At 43.1% G+C, this 18,696-nt stretch carries 13 protein-coding genes, 2 tRNA genes and 2 rRNA genes; 7 read left to right on the top strand and 10 right to left on the bottom strand.

Annotated features, from left to right (window positions below; translation table 11 throughout):
* Nucleotides 1–181: 181 nt before the first annotated feature.
* The 4 genes from MUCPA_RS18265 to MUCPA_RS18250 all read right to left on the bottom strand — a co-directional run bounded on the left by MUCPA_RS18265 (nucleotide 182) and on the right by MUCPA_RS18250 (nucleotide 5,335).
* Nucleotides 182–3,059: ribosomal RNA gene (locus tag MUCPA_RS18265) — 23S ribosomal RNA — on the bottom strand.
* Between the two features lie 266 nt (nucleotides 3,060–3,325).
* Nucleotides 3,326–3,399: transfer RNA gene (locus tag MUCPA_RS18260), tRNA-Ala, on the bottom strand.
* 88 nt (nucleotides 3,400–3,487) lie between these two features.
* Nucleotides 3,488–3,562: transfer RNA gene (locus MUCPA_RS18255), tRNA-Ile, on the bottom strand.
* Nucleotides 3,563–3,812: 250 nt separating this feature from the next.
* Nucleotides 3,813–5,335, bottom strand: a 16S ribosomal RNA gene (locus MUCPA_RS18250).
* Together the 16S and 23S rRNA genes with 2 tRNA genes alongside form the textbook arrangement of a ribosomal RNA operon.
* 525 nt (nucleotides 5,336–5,860) lie before the next feature.
* Here MUCPA_RS18250 and MUCPA_RS18245 point away from each other — a divergent pair.
* Nucleotides 5,861–6,103 carry a hypothetical protein gene (locus MUCPA_RS18245; protein WP_008508399.1) on the top strand — a complete coding sequence of 81 codons (243 nt, stop codon included), beginning with the start codon at nucleotides 5,861–5,863 and terminating at the stop codon, nucleotides 6,101–6,103.
* A 198-nt stretch (nucleotides 6,104–6,301) separates the two neighbouring features.
* On the opposite strand, the gene MUCPA_RS18240 is transcribed toward MUCPA_RS18245, so the two are convergent.
* From MUCPA_RS18240 to MUCPA_RS18230, 3 genes are all read right to left on the bottom strand, one after another.
* The gene (locus tag MUCPA_RS18240; protein ID WP_008508397.1) at nucleotides 6,302–6,667 is read right to left on the bottom strand and encodes an RNA recognition motif domain-containing protein; all 366 of its coding nucleotides are present in this window, start codon (nucleotides 6,665–6,667) and stop codon (nucleotides 6,302–6,304) included.
* 105 nt (nucleotides 6,668–6,772) lie between these two features.
* On the bottom strand, nucleotides 6,773–7,501 hold the full coding sequence (locus MUCPA_RS18235; RefSeq protein ID WP_008508395.1) for an esterase family protein: 729 nt from the start codon (nucleotides 7,499–7,501) through the stop codon (nucleotides 6,773–6,775).
* 59 nt (nucleotides 7,502–7,560) lie between these two features.
* Nucleotides 7,561–8,151: an SGNH/GDSL hydrolase family protein gene (locus MUCPA_RS18230; RefSeq protein ID WP_008508394.1), complete on the bottom strand. Its 591-nt coding sequence runs from the start codon at nucleotides 8,149–8,151 to the stop codon at nucleotides 7,561–7,563.
* A 131-nt stretch (nucleotides 8,152–8,282) separates the two neighbouring features.
* Here MUCPA_RS18230 and MUCPA_RS18225 point away from each other — a divergent pair, with 131 nt between their 5' ends.
* The gene (locus MUCPA_RS18225; RefSeq protein WP_008508393.1) at nucleotides 8,283–8,678 is read left to right on the top strand and encodes a hypothetical protein; all 396 of its coding nucleotides are present in this window, start codon (nucleotides 8,283–8,285) and stop codon (nucleotides 8,676–8,678) included.
* A gap of 149 nt (nucleotides 8,679–8,827) precedes the next feature.
* Here MUCPA_RS18225 and MUCPA_RS18220 read toward each other — a convergent pair whose 3' ends face one another.
* Entirely contained in the window at nucleotides 8,828–12,142 is a 3,315-nt protein-coding gene (locus MUCPA_RS18220) for a vitamin B12-dependent ribonucleotide reductase (RefSeq protein ID WP_008508391.1), read from the bottom strand.
* 571 nt (nucleotides 12,143–12,713) lie between these two features.
* Here MUCPA_RS18220 and MUCPA_RS18210 point away from each other — a divergent pair.
* Nucleotides 12,714–13,235, top strand: coding sequence for a helix-turn-helix domain-containing protein (locus MUCPA_RS18210; RefSeq protein ID WP_008503751.1), 522 nt, complete (start codon nucleotides 12,714–12,716; stop codon nucleotides 13,233–13,235).
* Complete coding sequence (locus MUCPA_RS18205) at nucleotides 13,157–14,056, top strand: IS3 family transposase (RefSeq protein ID WP_157544057.1); 900 nt, start codon at nucleotides 13,157–13,159, stop codon at nucleotides 14,054–14,056. Before MUCPA_RS18210 ends, MUCPA_RS18205 begins: the two co-directional genes overlap by 79 nt.
* Before the next feature lie 75 nt (nucleotides 14,057–14,131).
* On the opposite strand, the gene pyk is transcribed toward MUCPA_RS18205, so the two are convergent.
* Both pyk and MUCPA_RS18195 read right to left on the bottom strand, forming a co-directional pair.
* Nucleotides 14,132–15,562: a pyruvate kinase gene (gene pyk / locus MUCPA_RS18200; protein ID WP_008508388.1), complete on the bottom strand. Its 1,431-nt coding sequence runs from the start codon at nucleotides 15,560–15,562 to the stop codon at nucleotides 14,132–14,134.
* Nucleotides 15,563–15,626: 64 nt separating this feature from the next.
* Nucleotides 15,627–16,046 (bottom strand): IPExxxVDY family protein, encoded by a 420-nt coding sequence (locus MUCPA_RS18195; protein WP_008508387.1) that lies wholly within the window; start codon nucleotides 16,044–16,046, stop codon nucleotides 15,627–15,629.
* Between the two features lie 345 nt (nucleotides 16,047–16,391).
* Between MUCPA_RS18195 and MUCPA_RS18190 the strand changes: the two genes are divergently transcribed.
* From MUCPA_RS18190 to rnc, 3 genes are read left to right on the top strand one after another with little or no spacing between them, the layout of a single operon-like run.
* A complete protein-coding gene (locus MUCPA_RS18190) occupies nucleotides 16,392–16,628 on the top strand; it encodes an acyl carrier protein (protein WP_008508386.1) in 237 nt (78 codons plus the stop codon).
* Between the two features lie 20 nt (nucleotides 16,629–16,648).
* Nucleotides 16,649–17,902, top strand: a complete 1,254-nt coding sequence (gene fabF / locus MUCPA_RS18185) for a beta-ketoacyl-ACP synthase II (protein WP_008508384.1) — start codon at nucleotides 16,649–16,651, stop codon at nucleotides 17,900–17,902.
* Nucleotides 17,903–17,911: 9 nt separating this feature from the next.
* Nucleotides 17,912–18,637 carry a ribonuclease III gene (rnc, locus tag MUCPA_RS18180; RefSeq protein ID WP_008508383.1) on the top strand — a complete coding sequence of 242 codons (726 nt, stop codon included), beginning with the start codon at nucleotides 17,912–17,914 and terminating at the stop codon, nucleotides 18,635–18,637.
* The last annotated feature ends 59 nt before the right edge of the window (nucleotides 18,638–18,696 follow it).

The following is an 18,696-nucleotide window of genomic DNA, read 5'->3' as shown; positions in this document are numbered from 1 at the left end:
TGTTAGTGGTAGCTTAGAGCTTACACCCAAACAATGACATATTATTGAAAGAAGTAACTTTCAGAGAAAACAACAGCTTTGTGTTGAGTGAACAGATTCAAGAGTTAAGAGTCAGGAAGCACGACCGAAGTCTTGTTTCTTTTTTCTTGTTTCTTTCCTCTGCTCACCGTTATTACCTGCTATGAGAAAGCTTCGGGTTATTAGTATTACTTGGCTATGATGTCACCACCTTTACACCGGTAACCTATCAACGTAGTAGTCTGCTACGACCCTCTATGGAAGTCTCATCTTGTGGCTAGTTTCGCACTTAGATGCTTTCAGCGCTTATCTATTCCGAACGTAGCTACTCTGCAGTACAGCTGGCGCCATAACAGATTCACTAGAGGTTCGTCCAACCCGGTCCTCTCGTACTAAGGTCAGCCCCACTCAAACTTCCAACGCCCACAACAGATAGGGACCGAACTGTCTCGCGACGTTCTGAACCCAGCTCGCGTGCCACTTTAATGAGCGAACAGCTCAACCCTTGGGACCTTCTCCAGCCCCAGGATGTGACGAGCCGACATCGAGGTGCCAAACCTCCCCGTCGATATGAGCTCTTGGGGGAGATCAGCCTGTTATCCCCAGCGTACCTTTTATCCTTTGAGCGATGGCCCTTCCATGCAGAACCACCGGATCACTATATCCGTCTTTCGACCCAGCTCGACTTGTCTGTCTCACTGTCAAGCAAGCTTATGCTATTGCACTCCACGTACGGTTACCAAGCGTACTGAGCTTACCTTTGAAAGCCTCCGTTACCTTTTTGGAGGCGACCACCCCAGTCAAACTACCCGCCAAACAATGTCCTCGATATTATCGAGTTAGACACCAAATACAGAAAGGGTGGTATTTCAACGTTGACTAACTGACTCCTAGCGAAGCCAGATCACAGTCTCCCACCTATCCTACACATCCTGTACCCGATATCAATGTTAAGCTATAGTGAAGGTGCATGGGGTCTTTCCGTCCCGTTGCGGGTAACCGGCGTCTTCACCGATACCACAATTTCACCGAGCTCATGGCTGAGACAGCGCCCAGATCGTTACACCATTCGTGCAGGTCGGAACTTACCCGACAAGGAATTTCGCTACCTTAGGACCGTTATAGTTACGGCCGCCGTTTACTGGGGCTTCAATTCAATGCTTCGCCTTGCGACTAACATCCCCTTTTAACCTTCCAGCACCGGGCAGGTGTCAGGCCTTATACTTCATCTTTCGATTTTGCAAAGCCATGTGTTTTTGTTAAACAGTCGCCTGGGCCTTTTCACTGCGGCTGACATTACTGCCAGCGCCCCTTCTCCCGAAGTTACAGGGCCATTTTGCCGAGTTCCTTAGCCATGATTCACTCGAGCACCTTAGGATTCTCTCCTCGACTACCTGTGTCGGTTTACGGTACGGGTTTTTATAACCTGAAGCTTAGCGGGTTTTCTTGGAAGTCTGGTTACCTGCTCTATCTGCTTACCCGAAGGCTCGCAGTACTATTGGGTTTCAGCAAAGCTTGCGGACTTACCTACATGCTCTATACCTACGCCTTTTAACGATCTATTCCGTCAGATCGCGGCAGTTTCACTACTCCGTCACCGCATCGCAGTTACAAAAAGTACAGGATTATTAACCTGTTATCCATCGGCTACGCCCTTCGGCTTCACCTTAGGCCCCGACTAACCCTGATCCGATTAGCGTTGATCAGGAAACCTTAGTCTTTCGGTGGGCGGGTTTCTCTCCCGCCTTATCGTTACTTATGCCTACATTTGCTTTTCTAAAACCTCCACAGTAACTTACGTATCTGCTTCACCGGTGTTAGAATGCTCCCCTACCAGATGCATTGCTGCAAATCCATAGCTTCGGTATACCACTTGATGCCCGTTTATTATCCATGCCCGATCGCTCGACTAGTGAGCTGTTACGCACTCTTTAAATGAATGGCTGCTTCCAAGCCAACATCCTAGCTGTCTGTGCAATCGGACCTCGTTAGTTCAACTTAGTGGTAATTTAGGGACCTTAGCTGATGGTCTGGGTTCTTTCCCTCTCGGCCCTGGACCTTAGCACCCAGAGCCTCACTCCAGCGTATATTATATAGCATTCGGAGTTTATCTGGATTTGGTAGGATTTGACTCCCCCGCACCCAATTAGTAGCTCTACCTCTATATAACTCAACCGCCAGGCTGTTCCTAAAAACATTTCGGGGAGTACGAGCTATTTCCCAGTTTGATTAGCCTTTCACCCCTACCCACAGATCATCCGGAAACTTTTCAACGTTTATCGGTTCGGTCCTCCAGTACCTGTTACGGCACCTTCAACCTGTCCATGGGTAGATCACAAGGTTTCGCGTCTACCCCCTCTGACTGCACGCCCTATTCAGACTCGCTTTCGCTTCGGCTGCGTGGCTGAACCACTTAACCTTGCCAGAGAGGAGTAACTCGTAGGCTCATTATGCAAAAGGCACGCCGTCACAGCTTGCGCTGCTCCGACCGCTTGTAAGTACACGGTTTCAGGTTCTATTTCACTCCCCTGTTCGGGGTTCTTTTCACCTTTCCCTCACGGTACTGGTTCACTATCGGTCTCTCAGGAGTATTTAGCCTTACCGGATGGTGCCGGCAAATTCCCACAAGGCGTCTCCGACCTCGCGGTACTCAGGATTCCACTATCCTAACCTAACTTACACTTACGCAGCTCTCATGCTCTATGGCCAGGTTTCCCACCCTGTTCAGTTTCATTCAGTTATTCATGTTGTGGTCCTATAACCCCAGGTATGCCGTAACATACCTGGTTTGGGCTTCTTCCCTTTCGCTCGCCACTACTCAGGAAATCACTATTGTTTTCTCTTCCTCTGCTTACTTAGATGTTTCAGTTCAGCAGGTTTGCGCATATTATGCATCCATTCTTCAAATGGATAGGTTTCCCCATTCGGAAATCCGCGGATTAATTCATATTTGCTAATCCCCGCGGCTTATCGCAGCTTATCACGTCCTTCATCGCCTCTGAGAGCCAAGGCATCCCCCGTGTACCCTTTCTTACTTTCTTCTACTATACCGCCTTTTGCTCGGTATGTATGCTTTTTTGATGGTTGCCTGTTTATTAGTATGGAGTAGTGCGTATTGAGTATTGAGATTTAAACCCCTTTCCTCTTTATTTACTATTTCCGTACTTCTAAAGCCTGACAACGTCTCTACTGTTGTTTTCTCTTTAATTTACTTCTTCCAATATGTCAAAGAACTTTTACCCCGGTCTTCCGTTGCGGATCGCCTTTTTCAATATCCTTACCTTGTTAGGTAAACTGGTGGGTATCGTGGAGAATAACGGATTCGAACCGTTGACCCCCTGCGTGCAAGGCAGGTGCTCTAGCCAGCTGAGCTAATCCCCCTTAAGACAGCTTTTAAGCTTGAAGTTTCTGGCCCGAAGCTTTTTGTTCTTGCTTCTTGCCTCTTACTTCCTGCTCTTGCTTCACCTTGTAGTCCGGAGCAGATTTGAACTGCTGACCCCTACATTATCAGTGTAGTGCTCTAACCAAACTGAGCTACCGGACTTTTTAGTCTGCAGTCCTGAGTAATTAGTCTTGAGTCGGCTTGTTCTCCGTTAGCTGTTTTGCTAACTGCTAACTTCTGACTTGCGACTGATGACTTCAGACTTTCTTGAACTGCCAACTGTTGGTCCTGTACCTATTATTAGTTACAGCCACTGATTGGCTTGTCTTTTGGGTGTTTTTTTATAAAAAGAAATAAACATGTGCGTAGCGGTTCTTTTGTTGTGATCGTCGAGCTTGTGTATCTGCTCCAGAAAGGAGGTATTCCAGCCGCACCTTCCGGTACGGCTACCTTGTTACGACTTAGCCCCAGTTACCGACTTTACCCTAGGACGCTCCTTGCGGTTACGCACTTCAGGTACTTCCAGCTTCCATGGCTTGACGGGCGGTGTGTACAAGGCCCGGGAACGTATTCACCGCGTCATTGCTGATACGCGATTACTAGCGAATCCAACTTCACGGGGTCGAGTTGCAGACCCCGATCCGAACTGTGATCAGCTTTTGGAGATTGGCATCCTGTTGCCAGGTAGCAGCCCTCTGTACTGACCATTGTAGCACGTGTGTAGCCCCGGACGTAAGGGCCATGATGACTTGACGTCGTCCCCTCCTTCCTCTCTACTTGCGTAGGCAGTCTGTTTAGAGTCCCCACCTTGACGTGCTGGCAACTAAACATAGGGGTTGCGCTCGTTGCGGGACTTAACCCAACACCTCACGGCACGAGCTGACGACAGCCATGCAGCACCTAGTTTCGTGTCCCGAAGGACTGATCCGTCTCTGAATCATTCACTAACTTTCAAGCCCGGGTAAGGTTCCTCGCGTATCATCGAATTAAACCACATGCTCCTCCGCTTGTGCGGGCCCCCGTCAATTCCTTTGAGTTTCACCCTTGCGGGCGTACTCCCCAGGTGGAACACTTAACGCTTTCGCTTAGACGCTAACTGTATATCGCTAACATCGAGTGTTCATCGTTTAGGGCGTGGACTACCAGGGTATCTAATCCTGTTTGATCCCCACGCTTTCGTGCCTCAGCGTCAATCGAACTATAGTAAGCTGCCTTCGCAATTGGTGTTCTGTGACATATCTATGCATTTCACCGCTACTTGTCACATTCCGCCTACCTCTAGTTCATTCAAGCTCTTCAGTATCAAAGGCACTGCGATAGTTAAGCTACCGTCTTTCACCCCTGACTTAAAAAGCCGCCTACGCACCCTTTAAACCCAATAAATCCGGATAACGCTTGGATCCTCCGTATTACCGCGGCTGCTGGCACGGAGTTAGCCGATCCTTATTCTCAGAGTACATTCAACCTGGTATACATACCAGGGTTTATTCCCCTGCAAAAGCAGTTTACAACCCGTAGGGCCGTCTTCCTGCACGCGGCATGGCTGGTTCAGGCTTCCGCCCATTGACCAATATTCCTTACTGCTGCCTCCCGTAGGAGTCTGGTCCGTGTCTCAGTACCAGTGTGGGGGGTCATCCTCTCAGATCCCCTAGACATCGTCGCCTTGGTGGGCCGTTACCCACACCAACTAGCTAATGTCCCGCATGCCCATCTTATCCCTATAAATATTTGATTATTAAACAATGCTGTTCAATAATGTTATGCGGTCTTAATCTCTCTTTCGAGAGGCTATCCCCCTGGATAAGGTAGGTTACATACGTGTTACGCACCCGTGCGCCACTCTCAAGAAAAGCAAGCTCTCCTATCCCGTCCGACTTGCATGTATTAGGCCTGCCGCTAGCGTTCATCCTGAGCCAGGATCAAACTCTCCATTGTAAATTTTAAGTTTTTAAATCTCTGACCCTACTTTATTATTTGTAGAATCTGTATTATATATCTTTATACAGATACTCTCTTCTTCTCACGGTTCGAATCTCCCTTAGGTTATTCTCCCCGCTACGCTACATGTTACTTCTTTTTAAAGAACTTGATCGGATCCGCCTCACGCTTTTCCTTTTATATTTTTCACCGGTTGCCCGGCTCAAATCTTCTTGTTTTGTTAGTCCCAAAATTGCTTTGGAAATTTTCCCTTTTTCAGAAACTTAAACCGTTTCTTTTGGGACTGCAAAGGTAGAGATTTATTTACAAAGTCAAAATTTATTTTCACTTTCATTACCCGAAAAGCTATTTCAATAGTTTAATTACCTGCTATAGAGAGTTTTAAAACTAAAATAATTTAAATTTATTTTTCGATGAGGCATAAAATGCCGGTTGTTAATAAAACGAAGCATGTTAACACACGCACACATGGTTAACAAAATGTTAATTTAAGGTATTCGCTATATTAACTACCTTTGTGGCGTGACAAAAAACACCTTACCTACTTACGCCATTGTTGAATTATTAATCAGGCTATCTCAATATGATCCCCTTATTGGCGATTATAAAGGGCATGCGGTTAACCATCATGACGTGATCGTAAAAACCACTCAAGGAAGTATTGCATTCTCACTGGAATTGATCAAACGTCAGTTTGAAGCCCCTGAAAGTATTACAGACGAAACTTTTATAGGTTTGGCTAAACTTTTTAAGCCACTAAGATAATTTGGAATTGCAATGCGGTTCTTGCGGAAGCACTTAAAAGTGTGAGCTCCATTTAAAATTACCCTACCAGTAACACGGGGCCATTGCTGGTAGGGTTAATATTTATTACGGTAATGCCGTTAAAATTGAGCTAAAAGAAAATGTTAAATATAAGAAAAGAGGAAAACCGTGGTAATACTCCCTTATTAAAACAGGTAACTATCTTTTAAAACCGCCGCCACCACCGCTGCCGCCTTTGTAACCGCCACCGCTACCACCGCGGTTGTAACCGCCACCACCACCACCGCCACGGCTGTAACCGCCGCCACCTGATGGCCTGTCTTTCTTCTCTTCAGCCTGGTTTACAACGATGGTTCTGCCATAAAGTTCAGCACCGTTTACTTCTGATATCGCTTTTTGAGCTGCCTCATCATCTGGCATCTCAATAAAGCCAAAACCTTTGCTTCTGCCTGTTTCCCTGTCAGTGATAATCTTTACCGTAGTAACTTCACCAAATTCTTCAAAAACCTCTTTTAACTCACTTTCTTCAACTTTAAACGGAAGACTACCTACAAAAATGTTCATGTTTGTTATTAATTAAATTTTAATGTTTTAGCAAAAGTATATTAAATAAAATTAGTTGCACAATAACAGGAAAGAAATTGATATATAAATAATGAAAAAGCGGGATTAAAAATAAATCTGCACCATTTTTCTCCAAAATTTTGCTTTATGCGCTTCACCATCCCAAATATACAACGCGTTCCAGATCTGTTTACTCCACAAAATACTACTCAAACTCTTACTATCCTCTAAAAATGCATCCTCAATTCCTATAGCAATAATAATCTCTAATTGTTTTAATTGATTTAAAATATCCGGATCTTTTAAATTGGAAAGGTATTGATTTGGCATGTTAAAATAAACATCTTCATCACTATAACCATCAAACAGATCTAAAAAAACACCTCGTGCCACGGTAAGGTCATACCTACCGCTCATACCGACTACTTTGGTGAACAAATGCGGATGCCTAAATGCGATATTTACAGCATGGTAAGCACCAAGGCTGCAACCGGCCACAAACAAAGATGAGCCGGGATTATTTTCCTCTGAAAACGGCAATACTTCCTGGGTAATATATTGCTCGTATTGCATATGCCTGCGTATCCTCTCGGCCGGGAAGATGCTGCGGTTGTAAAAGCTTTGATGATCTACGCTGTCAACACAAATAATTTGCATTTCGCCTGCTTCAATTCTATCTTTTATGGCATCAATAACCTTCCAGTTCTCGTAATCATAAAAACGGGCCGCCCGGGTAGGAAAAAACAATACACGGGTACCCGCGTGGCCAAACACCAGCAGTTCCATGTCTTTTTTCAATACCGGACTAAACCATTTAAAATATGCCCTTTGCATGATCCGATTCAAATCTAATCAGTAAATCTACGCTGTATGTAAACAAATGATTAAGCGTATTATAAATTTTGTAAATACTTTAATACAGTACTACGCCATATATCGTAACCTTTGGCATTTAAATGGAGGCCGTCGGCCATAAAAAGCTCTCGCTTCGGATATCCTGCTTCGTCAGTCATTTGCGAATAAATATCTAAAAACTGAGCATTGTTATGCTTTTTAATTTCATCAGCTATCAATTGATTGGTGTATTTGATCCTATCGTTAATACCCCATCTTAATATGCTCGGTTTAACCGAAATATATGCGAAAGGAATATCGCCAAAATTTTGCTGAATGCGAACCATTAATTGCTGAAAAAATATAAAAACTTCTTCTGCGTTTCTTCCGTCGCCAAGATCGTTATCGCCGGCGTAAAAAACGATGCGCCGGGGCTTCAAAGGGGTAATCAATCTATCAAAAAACCAAACACAGGCTGCGAGTGTTGATCCGCCAAAGCCCAGGTTTGCTGGTTTGTAATCGCTAAAATCTGTTGACAAGGTTTCCCATAGCCTTATGGACGAACTCCCGTAAAATATTGTTTCCGGAGGGTACGCGTATTCTGATCTTTTTTCTTCCAGGCTTTTTACCTCATCTTCATACCAGGTCATAAAATGTTTTGTTATTATTAGGTTTTAAATATAGTAGTATCTGTTAGATAATTTAAGATTGATTAAAAACCATTGCTTGTACTAAAAATTAGCTTTATATTTAAAGCATATCTCTGATTAATCGCCCCGTAATGAACTGGAAGCTCATTTTTCAATTATCCTTATTAGGCCTCATCATGGCCTTCGGAACAATTTCACTCATCCCTGATTATGCAGAGCCTTTTTTTTGGCTGCCTATTTTTGTCATCTGCGCCTATCTTATAGCCAAAGTTTGTGCCACAAAATATTTTGCCCATGGTTTTTTTGTAAGCGTACTCAACAGCGTATGGCTTACGGCATCGCATACCATCTTCTACCCATCGTATGCGGCCCATCATCCCGAAATGATTAAAATGATGCCGATGAAAGAGCACATTGTTTTAGCGATGATAGTAACAGGAATACTTTCGGGCATTTTGTTTGGGTTGGTACAGGGTTTATTTGCATTTATAGCATCCCGCATTGTAAAGAAAAACGTAGCAGCTTAACCATCCCCAGACTTATTGAGCAATAGCTGCAGCAACGCCATTATGGCGAATTAATTTAATACAGCTCTTAGTTTTGTATAAAAAAGCCCCGCCAGAAAGCGGGGCTCCATTCACATTTAATTTATATAAAGCTGGCTTAGCTCCGTTGTTTAACTACACCCCATACTATTGCCACAGTTTAAACACTTATAGCAGGTACCTGAGCGTAAGGTGGTATGGCCGCAAACATTGCAGCTTGGTGCATCGCTTTGCACTCCCATACTCAAATCAACACTTAACTGCAATTTACCATTTGTTGCCGGGTTAGATTGAACCGGTTCGTAAACATTGGTTACATCAGTATTAAAATCACTGTCTTCCATCTGCGGATTGCCCGTAATGCCATTCTGCTCTGTGATAACATGTACCAGGTCGGTACGGTTTTGATACTCGTACCCTAACATTCTGAAGATATAATCAATAATAGAGGTTGAACTTTTAATATTAGCATGGCCTACCACCATACCGGCAGGCTCAAAACGTGTAAAGGTAAATTTCTCTACATATTCTTCCAGCGGCACACCATATTGCAAACCAACCGATACGGCTATGGCAAAACAGTTCATTAGCGAGCGGAAGGTTGCACCCTCTTTGTGCATATCCACAAATATTTCGCCCAGGGTACCGTCTTCATACTCACCGGTGCGTACAAATACGGTTTGCCCATCAATACTTGCTTTTTGAGTAAAGCCGCGGCGTTTGTAAGGCAGGTTCTTTTTTTGTACCACACGCGATAACTGGCGCATAAAGGCCGTATCTTTTGATTTCTCCATAATGGCGATAGCCGCTTCCAAAACCTGATCGGGAGTTAAATCGCTCAATTTTACATTGGCGGCCTGGCCTAATACTTCCTCTACGGTATCCAGTTTATCATCGGCTTCTTCCTTCTGGTCAGACTTGGTTGATAGCGGTTGGGATAACTTACAACCATCCCTGTAAAGGGCATTTGCCTTTAAACCTAATTGCCATGATAGTTGGTAGCAATCCTTAATCTCGTCAACCTTGGCTTCGTGTGGCAGATTAATGGTTTTAGAAATAGCGCCTGATAAAAACGGCTGTGCCGATGCCATCATTTTAATATGGCCATGGGCATGGATGTAACGCTCACCTTTAGCACCGCATTTATTGGCACAGTCAAATATAGGGTAATGTTCTGTTTTAAGATAAGGTGCGCCCTCAACGGTCATGTTGCCGCAGATGTATTCGTTAGCTTCCGCAATTTGCTTTTTGCTATAACCCAATGCGCGCAATAAATTAAAATCCGGTGCATTATACTGTTCCGCTGTCAGGCCCAAACGTTTCAGGCAATCTTCACCCAACGTCCAGATATTGAATGCAAAACTGATCTCGAATGCTGATACCACCGCTTTATCCAGTTTTTCGAGCTCACTATCCGTTAAGCCTTTTGCTTTAAGCGAATTCAAATTAACATGTGGAGCGCCGTTTAAAGTAGCTGTTCCTTTAGCATAGTTAATGATGGCTGTAACTTCGTGTTCTTTATAACCCAGGTTTTTTAAAGCCGCAGGCACCGCCTGGTTAATAATTTTGAAATAGCCTCCACCAGATAATTTTTTAAATTTCACCAGCGCAAAATCCGGCTCAATCCCTGTGGTATCGCAATCCATCACCAGGCCAATGGTTCCGGTGGGCGCAATAACCGTGGTTTGTGCATTACGGTACCCATATTGCTCGCCCATTTCAACCGCCTTATCCCAGGCATTGCAGGCAGCAGAGAGTAAATAATCCGGACAATATTTCTGATCAATTCCCGGAGGCGCAATCTCCAGCCCTTCGTAATTCTCGGTAGAGTTATAGGCCGCATAGCGGTGGTTGCGCATTACGCGCAGCATATGTTCTTTATTTTCGGCATACTTGCTAAACGTCCCCATCTCGCGGGCCATTTCGGCCGAAGTAGCATAGGCAGTGCCCGTCATGATAGCAGTAATGGCGCCACCTATGGCCCGTGCTTTATCACTATCATAAGGGATTCCGTTCACCATCAATGCCGATCCTAAATTAGCGTAACCCAAACCCAGGGTACGGTAATCGTAAGATAACTGGGCTACATCTTTAGAGGGGAATTGCGCCATTAACACAGATATTTCTAATACAATAGTCCAGATGCGGCAAGTATGTTCAAAGCCCTTTACATCAAATACGCGTGTATCCGCATCAAAATAATGAGCCAGGTTAATAGAGGCCAGGTTACAGGCTGTATTATCCAGGAACATATACTCTGAGCATGGGTTTGATGCGTTGATTCTGCCACCTTCGGGGCAGGTATGCCATTCGTTAATTGTAGTATCGTATTGTACCCCAGGATCGGCACAGGCCCAGGCCGCGAAAGCAATATCGTCCCAAAGTTTTTGCGCCGATACTGACTTAATAACACGGCCATTCATACGGCCTGTTAAATCCCATTGTTTTCCTTCCTTCAATGCATTGAAAAAACTATTAGGAATCCGCACGGAGTTGTTTGAGTTCTGCCCAGAAACAGTGCGGTAGGCTTCGCCCTCATAATCCGAAGAGTATCCTGCGGCTATTAAAGCTGCCACCTTTTTTTCCTCTTCAACCTTCCAATTCACAAAACTTTCTATTTCGGGGTGGTCCAGATCAAGGCAAACCATTTTGGCGGCCCTGCGGGTAGTACCACCTGACTTGATGGCCCCGGCGGCGCGATCGCCTATTTTAAGGAAAGACATCAGGCCGGATGAATAACCGCCGCCCGAAAGCTTTTCGCTTTCGCCACGTATTTTAGAGAAGTTTGTACCTACACCCGATCCATATTTAAAGATACGGGCTTCGCGAACCCAAAGATCCATAATGCCCCCCTCGTTCACTAAATCATCGTCAACAGAAAGTATAAAGCAGGCATGTGGTTGAGGGCGCTCATAAGCAGATGTTGATTTCTCCAGCTTTGCCGTCACCGGGTCAACATAATAATGCCCTTGCGGTTTACCGCTGATACCGTAGGAGCTATATAAACCCGTGTTAAACCACTGAGGCGAGTTGGGCGCAGCCAACTGCCCAACCAGGGTATAAACTAATTCATCGTAAAATATATCTGCGTCTTTAGGGGTGGCAAAATAGCCATAACGCATGCCCCAATCTTTCCAGCAATTGGCCATACGGTGGGCTACCTGCTTAATGCTTTTCTCATACCCGGTTGTGCCATCGGGCTGAGGCACGCCTGCTTTACGAAAGTATTTTTGAGCCAATATATCCGTTGCCACCTGCGACCAGGCCTGCGGAACTTCAACATCATTCATTTCAAAAACGGCGTCGCCCGAGGGATTTCGTATCACCGACGATCGTTTTTCATAGTTAAACTGGTTATACACATTTACACCTTCTTTACTGAAGTATCTGTCAATTTTCAGCCCTTTACCGCTGATGCCGTTTTTTTTTGAAATATCTTTAGTCATATATACGTGTGTTTGAAGTTTTTAGAAAAATAAAAACCTTAGGGGATTGGGTAACGAATTTAACCTATAGGGTACTATTTTTAATTTATAGTTTTCAACAACCTGTGAACTATCGGGGTCTGCTGGCACCGGAAACTGCCAAACTGCTGAAATATAAATTAATATCATGTTGGTAACTATGAAAAAATGGATGTCTGATTTTACAGAGACTGGCATTTGTTAAAATGTAAAACGGGCGGGCTAATACAACAAAAACCATAAATCGGAGTTTTAATCCAGATTAAACTATCTAAATTATTGAAAGTCAAAAGTATGTTATGGAAAAATTAAAAAGCATGATAAGGATCATTATTTTATGTTGGAACTATTACTTCGGTAACCTTGACAGGCTATTTATAAAGGTTTGTACGGCCGAAGTGTTTTAAATAATTTAGTTTTTTTAATGATTTAAAACAACATCAGCCGGTGTTTTAGCAACTGGTTTTTTATGGCCATACCACATAAAAAAAGGCTTTGTCCATTTTGAAGTGAACCCCAAAAGTTAGACAAAAACTTTTGGGGTTTATTATTTATGTCAAAGCACACATTTGAAGAGAAACTTGATGTAGTTTCTCAAGTAAGAAAGGGAAAGCCGATTCTACGGATATCCCGCGAACGCCATATCCGTGAAGGCATGATATTGGAATGGGTTCGGAAATATGATCTTTATGGCGAAAGTGGGCTGCTCAAACAACCTAACGTCAAGCCCACGCCTGATTTCAAAGAAGAAGTTGTAAGGCTTGTCATAGAAAAAAAAGTACCTTTAAATCAGGTTGTTCTGGAATATAGATTAAGCAAGACTGCTTTAGAGCGCTGGGTAAGATCAGTACGGGTTGAGGGATATGCAGTACTATACCAGCAAAAGAATCCTGGACGACCACCTAAATGCATGGGAAGATCAAAGAAGCTTGAACCTGAAACAGAAGTAGAGAAGCTCCAGGCGGAAAATAGCCGTTTGCGGGCGGAGAACGCACTATTAAAAAAAGTCACGGCCTTAGTCAAGGAAAAAGAAGCCCGCGAACGCATGAGTGGGCAAAAGCCATCGAAGAACTAAGGCCCGAACATGATGTTTCAATTCTATTGGATTGCAAACAGATGGCTCGTTCTGTATTTTATTATCATCGCAAGCGCCTAAATGATGATAAATACAAGCATGAAAAAGAAGAGATCGCAAGTATATACCACTTGCATAAAGGCAGATATGGTTATCGGCGGGTCACCGCCGAAATGAAGAACCGGGGTTATAGCATAAATCACAAGACTGTCCAAAAATTGATGGGAACATTAGGCCTAAAATGCAATATCAGGAAAGTAAGTTATCGCTCATACAAAGGTGAGGTTGGTAAAATTGCCCCTAATGTACTTGAAAGGGATTTTGAGGCAAATCTGCCTAATCAGAAATGGGCTACGGATGTCACTCAGATGAACATTAAAGGGGAGAAGATCTATTTATCTCCTATAATTGACATGTTCAACGGGGAAGTCATTTCTTATAGTATTTCAAAATCTCCAAATATGCAGATGATAGATGAAATGTTATATGAGGCTTTTGATAAAGTGAAAGATATAAGGGGACTTATTTTTCACTCTGACCAAGGGTGGCAATATCAACATTATGGATATAGAAAGGCTTTGGAAAAACATGGAATTATTCAAAGCATGTCCAGAAAGGGAAACTGCTTGGATAATGCCTTGGCCGAAAGCTTCTTTGGGATCTTAAAGACAGAATTACTGTACAAACAGAGCTTTGAAACTGCGGAAGAATTTATAACTTCGTTAAAAGAATACATTCATTACTATAACAATGAAAGAATAAAAAACAGGTTAAATGGAAAGAGCCCGGTGGAATACCGAGCTCTCGTACAAAAAACTTAATTTTGTAAACTGTCCAACTTTTTGGGGTCACACCATTTTGACACGGCCTCGCTTTTGTTTGCTGTTAGTTATCGCTTATTCAACAACGGTCACTTTTAGCATATTGGTTTTGCCTTGCTTGGCAATTGGGATAGCAGCGGTATTAATCACGATATCGCCATTTTCAATTAAGCTTTCAGATTTTAATATGTTATTTACGTCGCTAATGGTTTTATCAGTACTTTCCAGTTTGTCGTAGTAGAAAGCCTTTACACCCCAAACTAAACTCATCGCATTTAATAGATTGCGGTTTGACGTAAAGATATAGGTTGCTGCCTTAGGGCGGTGACTTGAAATTTCGAAAGCGGTATAACCTGAAACTGTCATGGAAACGATACCCACGGCATTAGTTTGTTCAGATAAAAACACGGCCGAACTGCAAACAGCATCGCCGATAATATTAGCCGGGTTAATTGGCGAATCTTTTGGCGAGTTAAAAGGATAGCCTAATTCTTCTACATTATGAACAATTTTAGCCATGGTTTCAATAACGATCAGCGGAAATTCGCCTACCGAAGTTTCGCCACTAAGCATCACGGCGTCGGCGCCGTCCAGTACAGAGTTGGCAACATCGTTTACTTCGGCGCGGGTAGGGCGTGGCGTAGTGATCATTGATTCGAGCATCTGGGTAGCAATAATCACCGGTTTTGAAGCTGCGCGACACTTGCGGGCAATCATTTTTTGCAGCAACGGAACTTCTTCTAAAGGCATTTCAACACCTAAATCGCCACGTGCAACCATCACACCGTCTGTAGCGGCAATAATAGCATCAATGTTTAATATCGCTTCGGGTTTTTCAATCTTGGCAATCACTCTTGATGATTTACCACTACGGTTGATGATACGTTTCAGGTCGATAATATCCTCGGCAGTACGTACAAACGATAAGCCTATCCATTCTACATCATTTTGCAATGCAAAATTAAGGTTTACCAAATCCTCTTCTGTTAAGCTTGGGATAGAAACCTTAGTATTAGGCAAGTTAACACCTTTACGCGATGTTAAAATACCGCCATGCACTACTTCGCAAACTACGGTATCTTTACGGTTAGTGGTAACTACCTTCATCTGGATCTTACCATCGTCAAGCAAAATAATTTCGCCGGCGTGTACATCCTGTGGAAAAGTGTCGTAAGTAATGTAAATCTGGTTATCATCGCCAATACACTCCTTAGTCGTCATGTTGATGCGTGTACCATTTACCAGGTGGATTCCACCGTCTTTAACGAGGCCTATCCTGATTTTGGGGCCTTGTAAATCGGCCAGGATACCTACATTTATTTTATACTTCTCGTTAATTTCACGAATAGTATCAATCGCTTTTTGGTGGTCTTCAGCCTTTCCATGCGAAAAGTTGAGGCGGCAAACGTTCACCCCAGCCTTAATCATTGATAATAAAACGTCTTTTTTTACGGATGCGGGCCCCAATGTTGCCACAATTTTAGTCCGGTTGTTTGAAACTTTCATAATATTTAGGTTATCTATAACTTTCAGTCATATAGTGTACTTATTACACCATGCAAATATGCCGCTAAAATAGCAGATTTTCTCGTGATTTTATTTTTTTTGGATCAACCTTCACCGCCGCTACAATTTCGGGGATACGATTAAGACGTAAAACAATGTCTTCCAGATCGTTAACATCGATATAATTTTTAATCATCAGCAAATAATCCGTTTTGTTCATCTCCGGAATAAGATATCCTTCCGATCCCTTATTGGATATCAGGTAAAATTCAGTCTCGCTGCTCTCCCAGCAATATTTATAAAATGAGAAATACGAGGGCGCTTCGCCGTGCAACGGATGAAGAAAAAGATCTTCTGATTTAACGAAATTGAAATTAAGATCCCTGTTAACCATGTAACAAAGCCGGTAATCTTTCAATGATGATGTGATGGCGAGGAGCACAAAATCAAGATCGATCTCAAATTTCAGTACTTTTTTATTCAAAACTCAATACATTAAGTGGCAATAAAAGTACGAATGAAACCTTGATGTATCATCATTTAAAAATATAAATGCGTTAAAAACGCGCCATAACCTATTAGCATTGTGCTGATAATAAGGTTAAAGCGGCTTTAAAGCGATATTGTGGAAAAATAAATTGCTGAATAGCTGCCCAGACAAAACTTCGTGAGTACCTTTAGCAAAAAATCCGCAAAATAAATTAATGGAATTGATCAACCTTTGGCACACAATTATGTTATTATGTGGCTAAAAGATTTTAGATTTGATAATTGACAGAATTTATTTTTCTTTGCACAGAATTTATTAATCATTAAATCATAAAAGACTATGTCTGATATCGCTTCAAGAGTAAAAGCTATTATCGTAGAAAAATTAGGTGTTGACGAAAGTGAAGTTACACCAGAAGCAAGTTTCACAAACGACCTTGGTGCTGACTCATTAGACACCGTGGAATTAATCATGGAGTTTGAAAAAGAATTTAACGTTGCCATCCCTGACGATCAGGCAGAAACAATTGGTACTGTAGGTCAAGCTATCGCTTACCTTGAAAAAAACGTTAAATAAACTCCGCCACTACAATTAGTATGGAGTTCAAAAGAGTTGTAGTAACCGGGCTCGGCGCACTTACACCTATTGGCAACAATGTACCAGATTACTGGAACTCGTTGATCAAGGGGGTGAGTGGCGCTGATATAATCAAGAGTTTTGACATCTCAAAGTTCAAAACAAAATTTGCCTGCGAAGTAAAAAACTTTGATGCCGACGGTTACTTAGGAAGAAAAGAAGCACGAAAGCTCGATCCTTTCGTGCAGTATGCGTTATTTGCGACCGATGAGGCCGTAGTTGATGCAGGGCTTGATTTTGACAAGCTCGATACTAACCGCATAGGTGTAATCTGGGGATCTGGTATTGGTGGCTTAAAAACCTTTATGGACGAAGTGATTAACTTTGCCAAAGGTGATGGTACACCACGTTTCAATCCGTTTTTTATTCCTAAAATGATAGCGGATATTGCTCCAGGCCATATCTCTATCAAATATGGTTTACGCGGACCCAATTTTTCAACCGTTTCCGCCTGTGCGTCATCTACTAATGCACTCATTGATGCCTTCAACTATTTGAGGTTGGGTATCAGCGATATCATCATTTCCGGCGGCTCAGAAGCTATTATTAACGAGGCAGGCATGGGTGGCTTCAATGCTATGCATGCCTTATCTACACGTAATGATGACCCAGCAACCGCTTCGCGGCCTTTCGATAAGGATCGTGATGGCTTTGTGGCCGGCGAAGGCGCGGGCACCATCATACTGGAAGAACTGGAACACGCTAAAGCCCGTGGTGCTAAAATTTATGCCGAAATTGTTGGCGGAGGTATGAGTGCCGATGCTAATCATATTACGGCTCCGCATCCGGAAGGCTTAGGCGCGCGTTTGGTAATGACAGGTGCTTTGAGAGATGCCAACCTTAAAACAAGCGATATTGATTATATCAATGTTCATGGAACATCAACCCCGCTGGGCGACCTTAGCGAAACCAAGGCTATCGTTAACCTTTTTGGCGAGGATGCTTATAAACTGAATATCAGCTCAACCAAATCAATGACGGGGCACCTGCTGGGTGCAGCCGGAGCTATTGAAGCCATTGCGGCCATTTTAGCGGTAAAACACAACATTGTACCGCCTACCATCAACCATTTTACCGACGATCCGGAATTTGACCCTCGATTGAATTTTACCTTCAATAAGGCCCAGGAACGTTTAGTTACAACAGCACAAAGCAATACATTTGGCTTTGGCGGTCATAACGCGTCGGTTATTTTTACTAAATACCAGGATTAATCGTTTTGGATGCCAATTCTCCGGGTTTATAAACTTTATTTTTCTCCTAACAGAAAATACGTAAAAGCGTTAAAAAACTTGCTCGGCTTTGTGCCGGGCAATTTGTCTTTATACCGATTAGCCTTCAGGCATAAATCGGTGGCTCAAAACGTAAAAAAAGGCGTAAAAAATAGTAACGAGCGCCTTGAGTTTTTAGGCGATGCGATTTTGGGTTGTGTTGTGGCCGAGGTTCTCTTTAAACTTTATCCCTACGAAGACGAAGGCTTTTTAACCGAATTGCGATCAAAAATAGTAAGCCGGGTAAATCTTAACCAATTAGCCCGAAAATTAGGCTTTGAACAATTGATAGAGTATGATAGCCGCATGGTTGGTTCAACCCGCCAGGGCTCATTACTGGGCGACGCTTTTGAAGCCTTGGTAGGAGCGGTTTACTTAGATAAAGGCTACGATTTCACTAAAAACTTTTTGGTGAACCACATCATTAAATCGCATATCGATATCCATAAGCTGGAGCAAACCGAAAGCAACTTTAAAAGTAAGCTGATTGAATGGTGCCAGCGCCATAGTAAAGATGTATCCTTTGATCTGGTTGAAAATAAAGAAGGGGAAAGCCCCAAATTGTTTACGATACAGGCCAGTATTGATGGCGAAGTTTTAGGGGTTGGCAAAGAGTTTAACAAAAAGAATGCTGAAAAATTAGCTGCTGAAAAGGCTTGCGAAGCGCTGAGTATTTAAAAAAAACTCTCAGTACCCTGATATTGCTGGAGACACCAGCGAGTTTAAACAAACAAGCG

Origin of the sequence: Mucilaginibacter paludis DSM 18603, assembly GCF_000166195.2 — a bacterium.
Lineage (GTDB): Bacteria > Bacteroidota > Bacteroidia > Sphingobacteriales > Sphingobacteriaceae > Mucilaginibacter > Mucilaginibacter paludis.
This window is presented reverse-complemented; position numbering and strand designations above follow the sequence as displayed.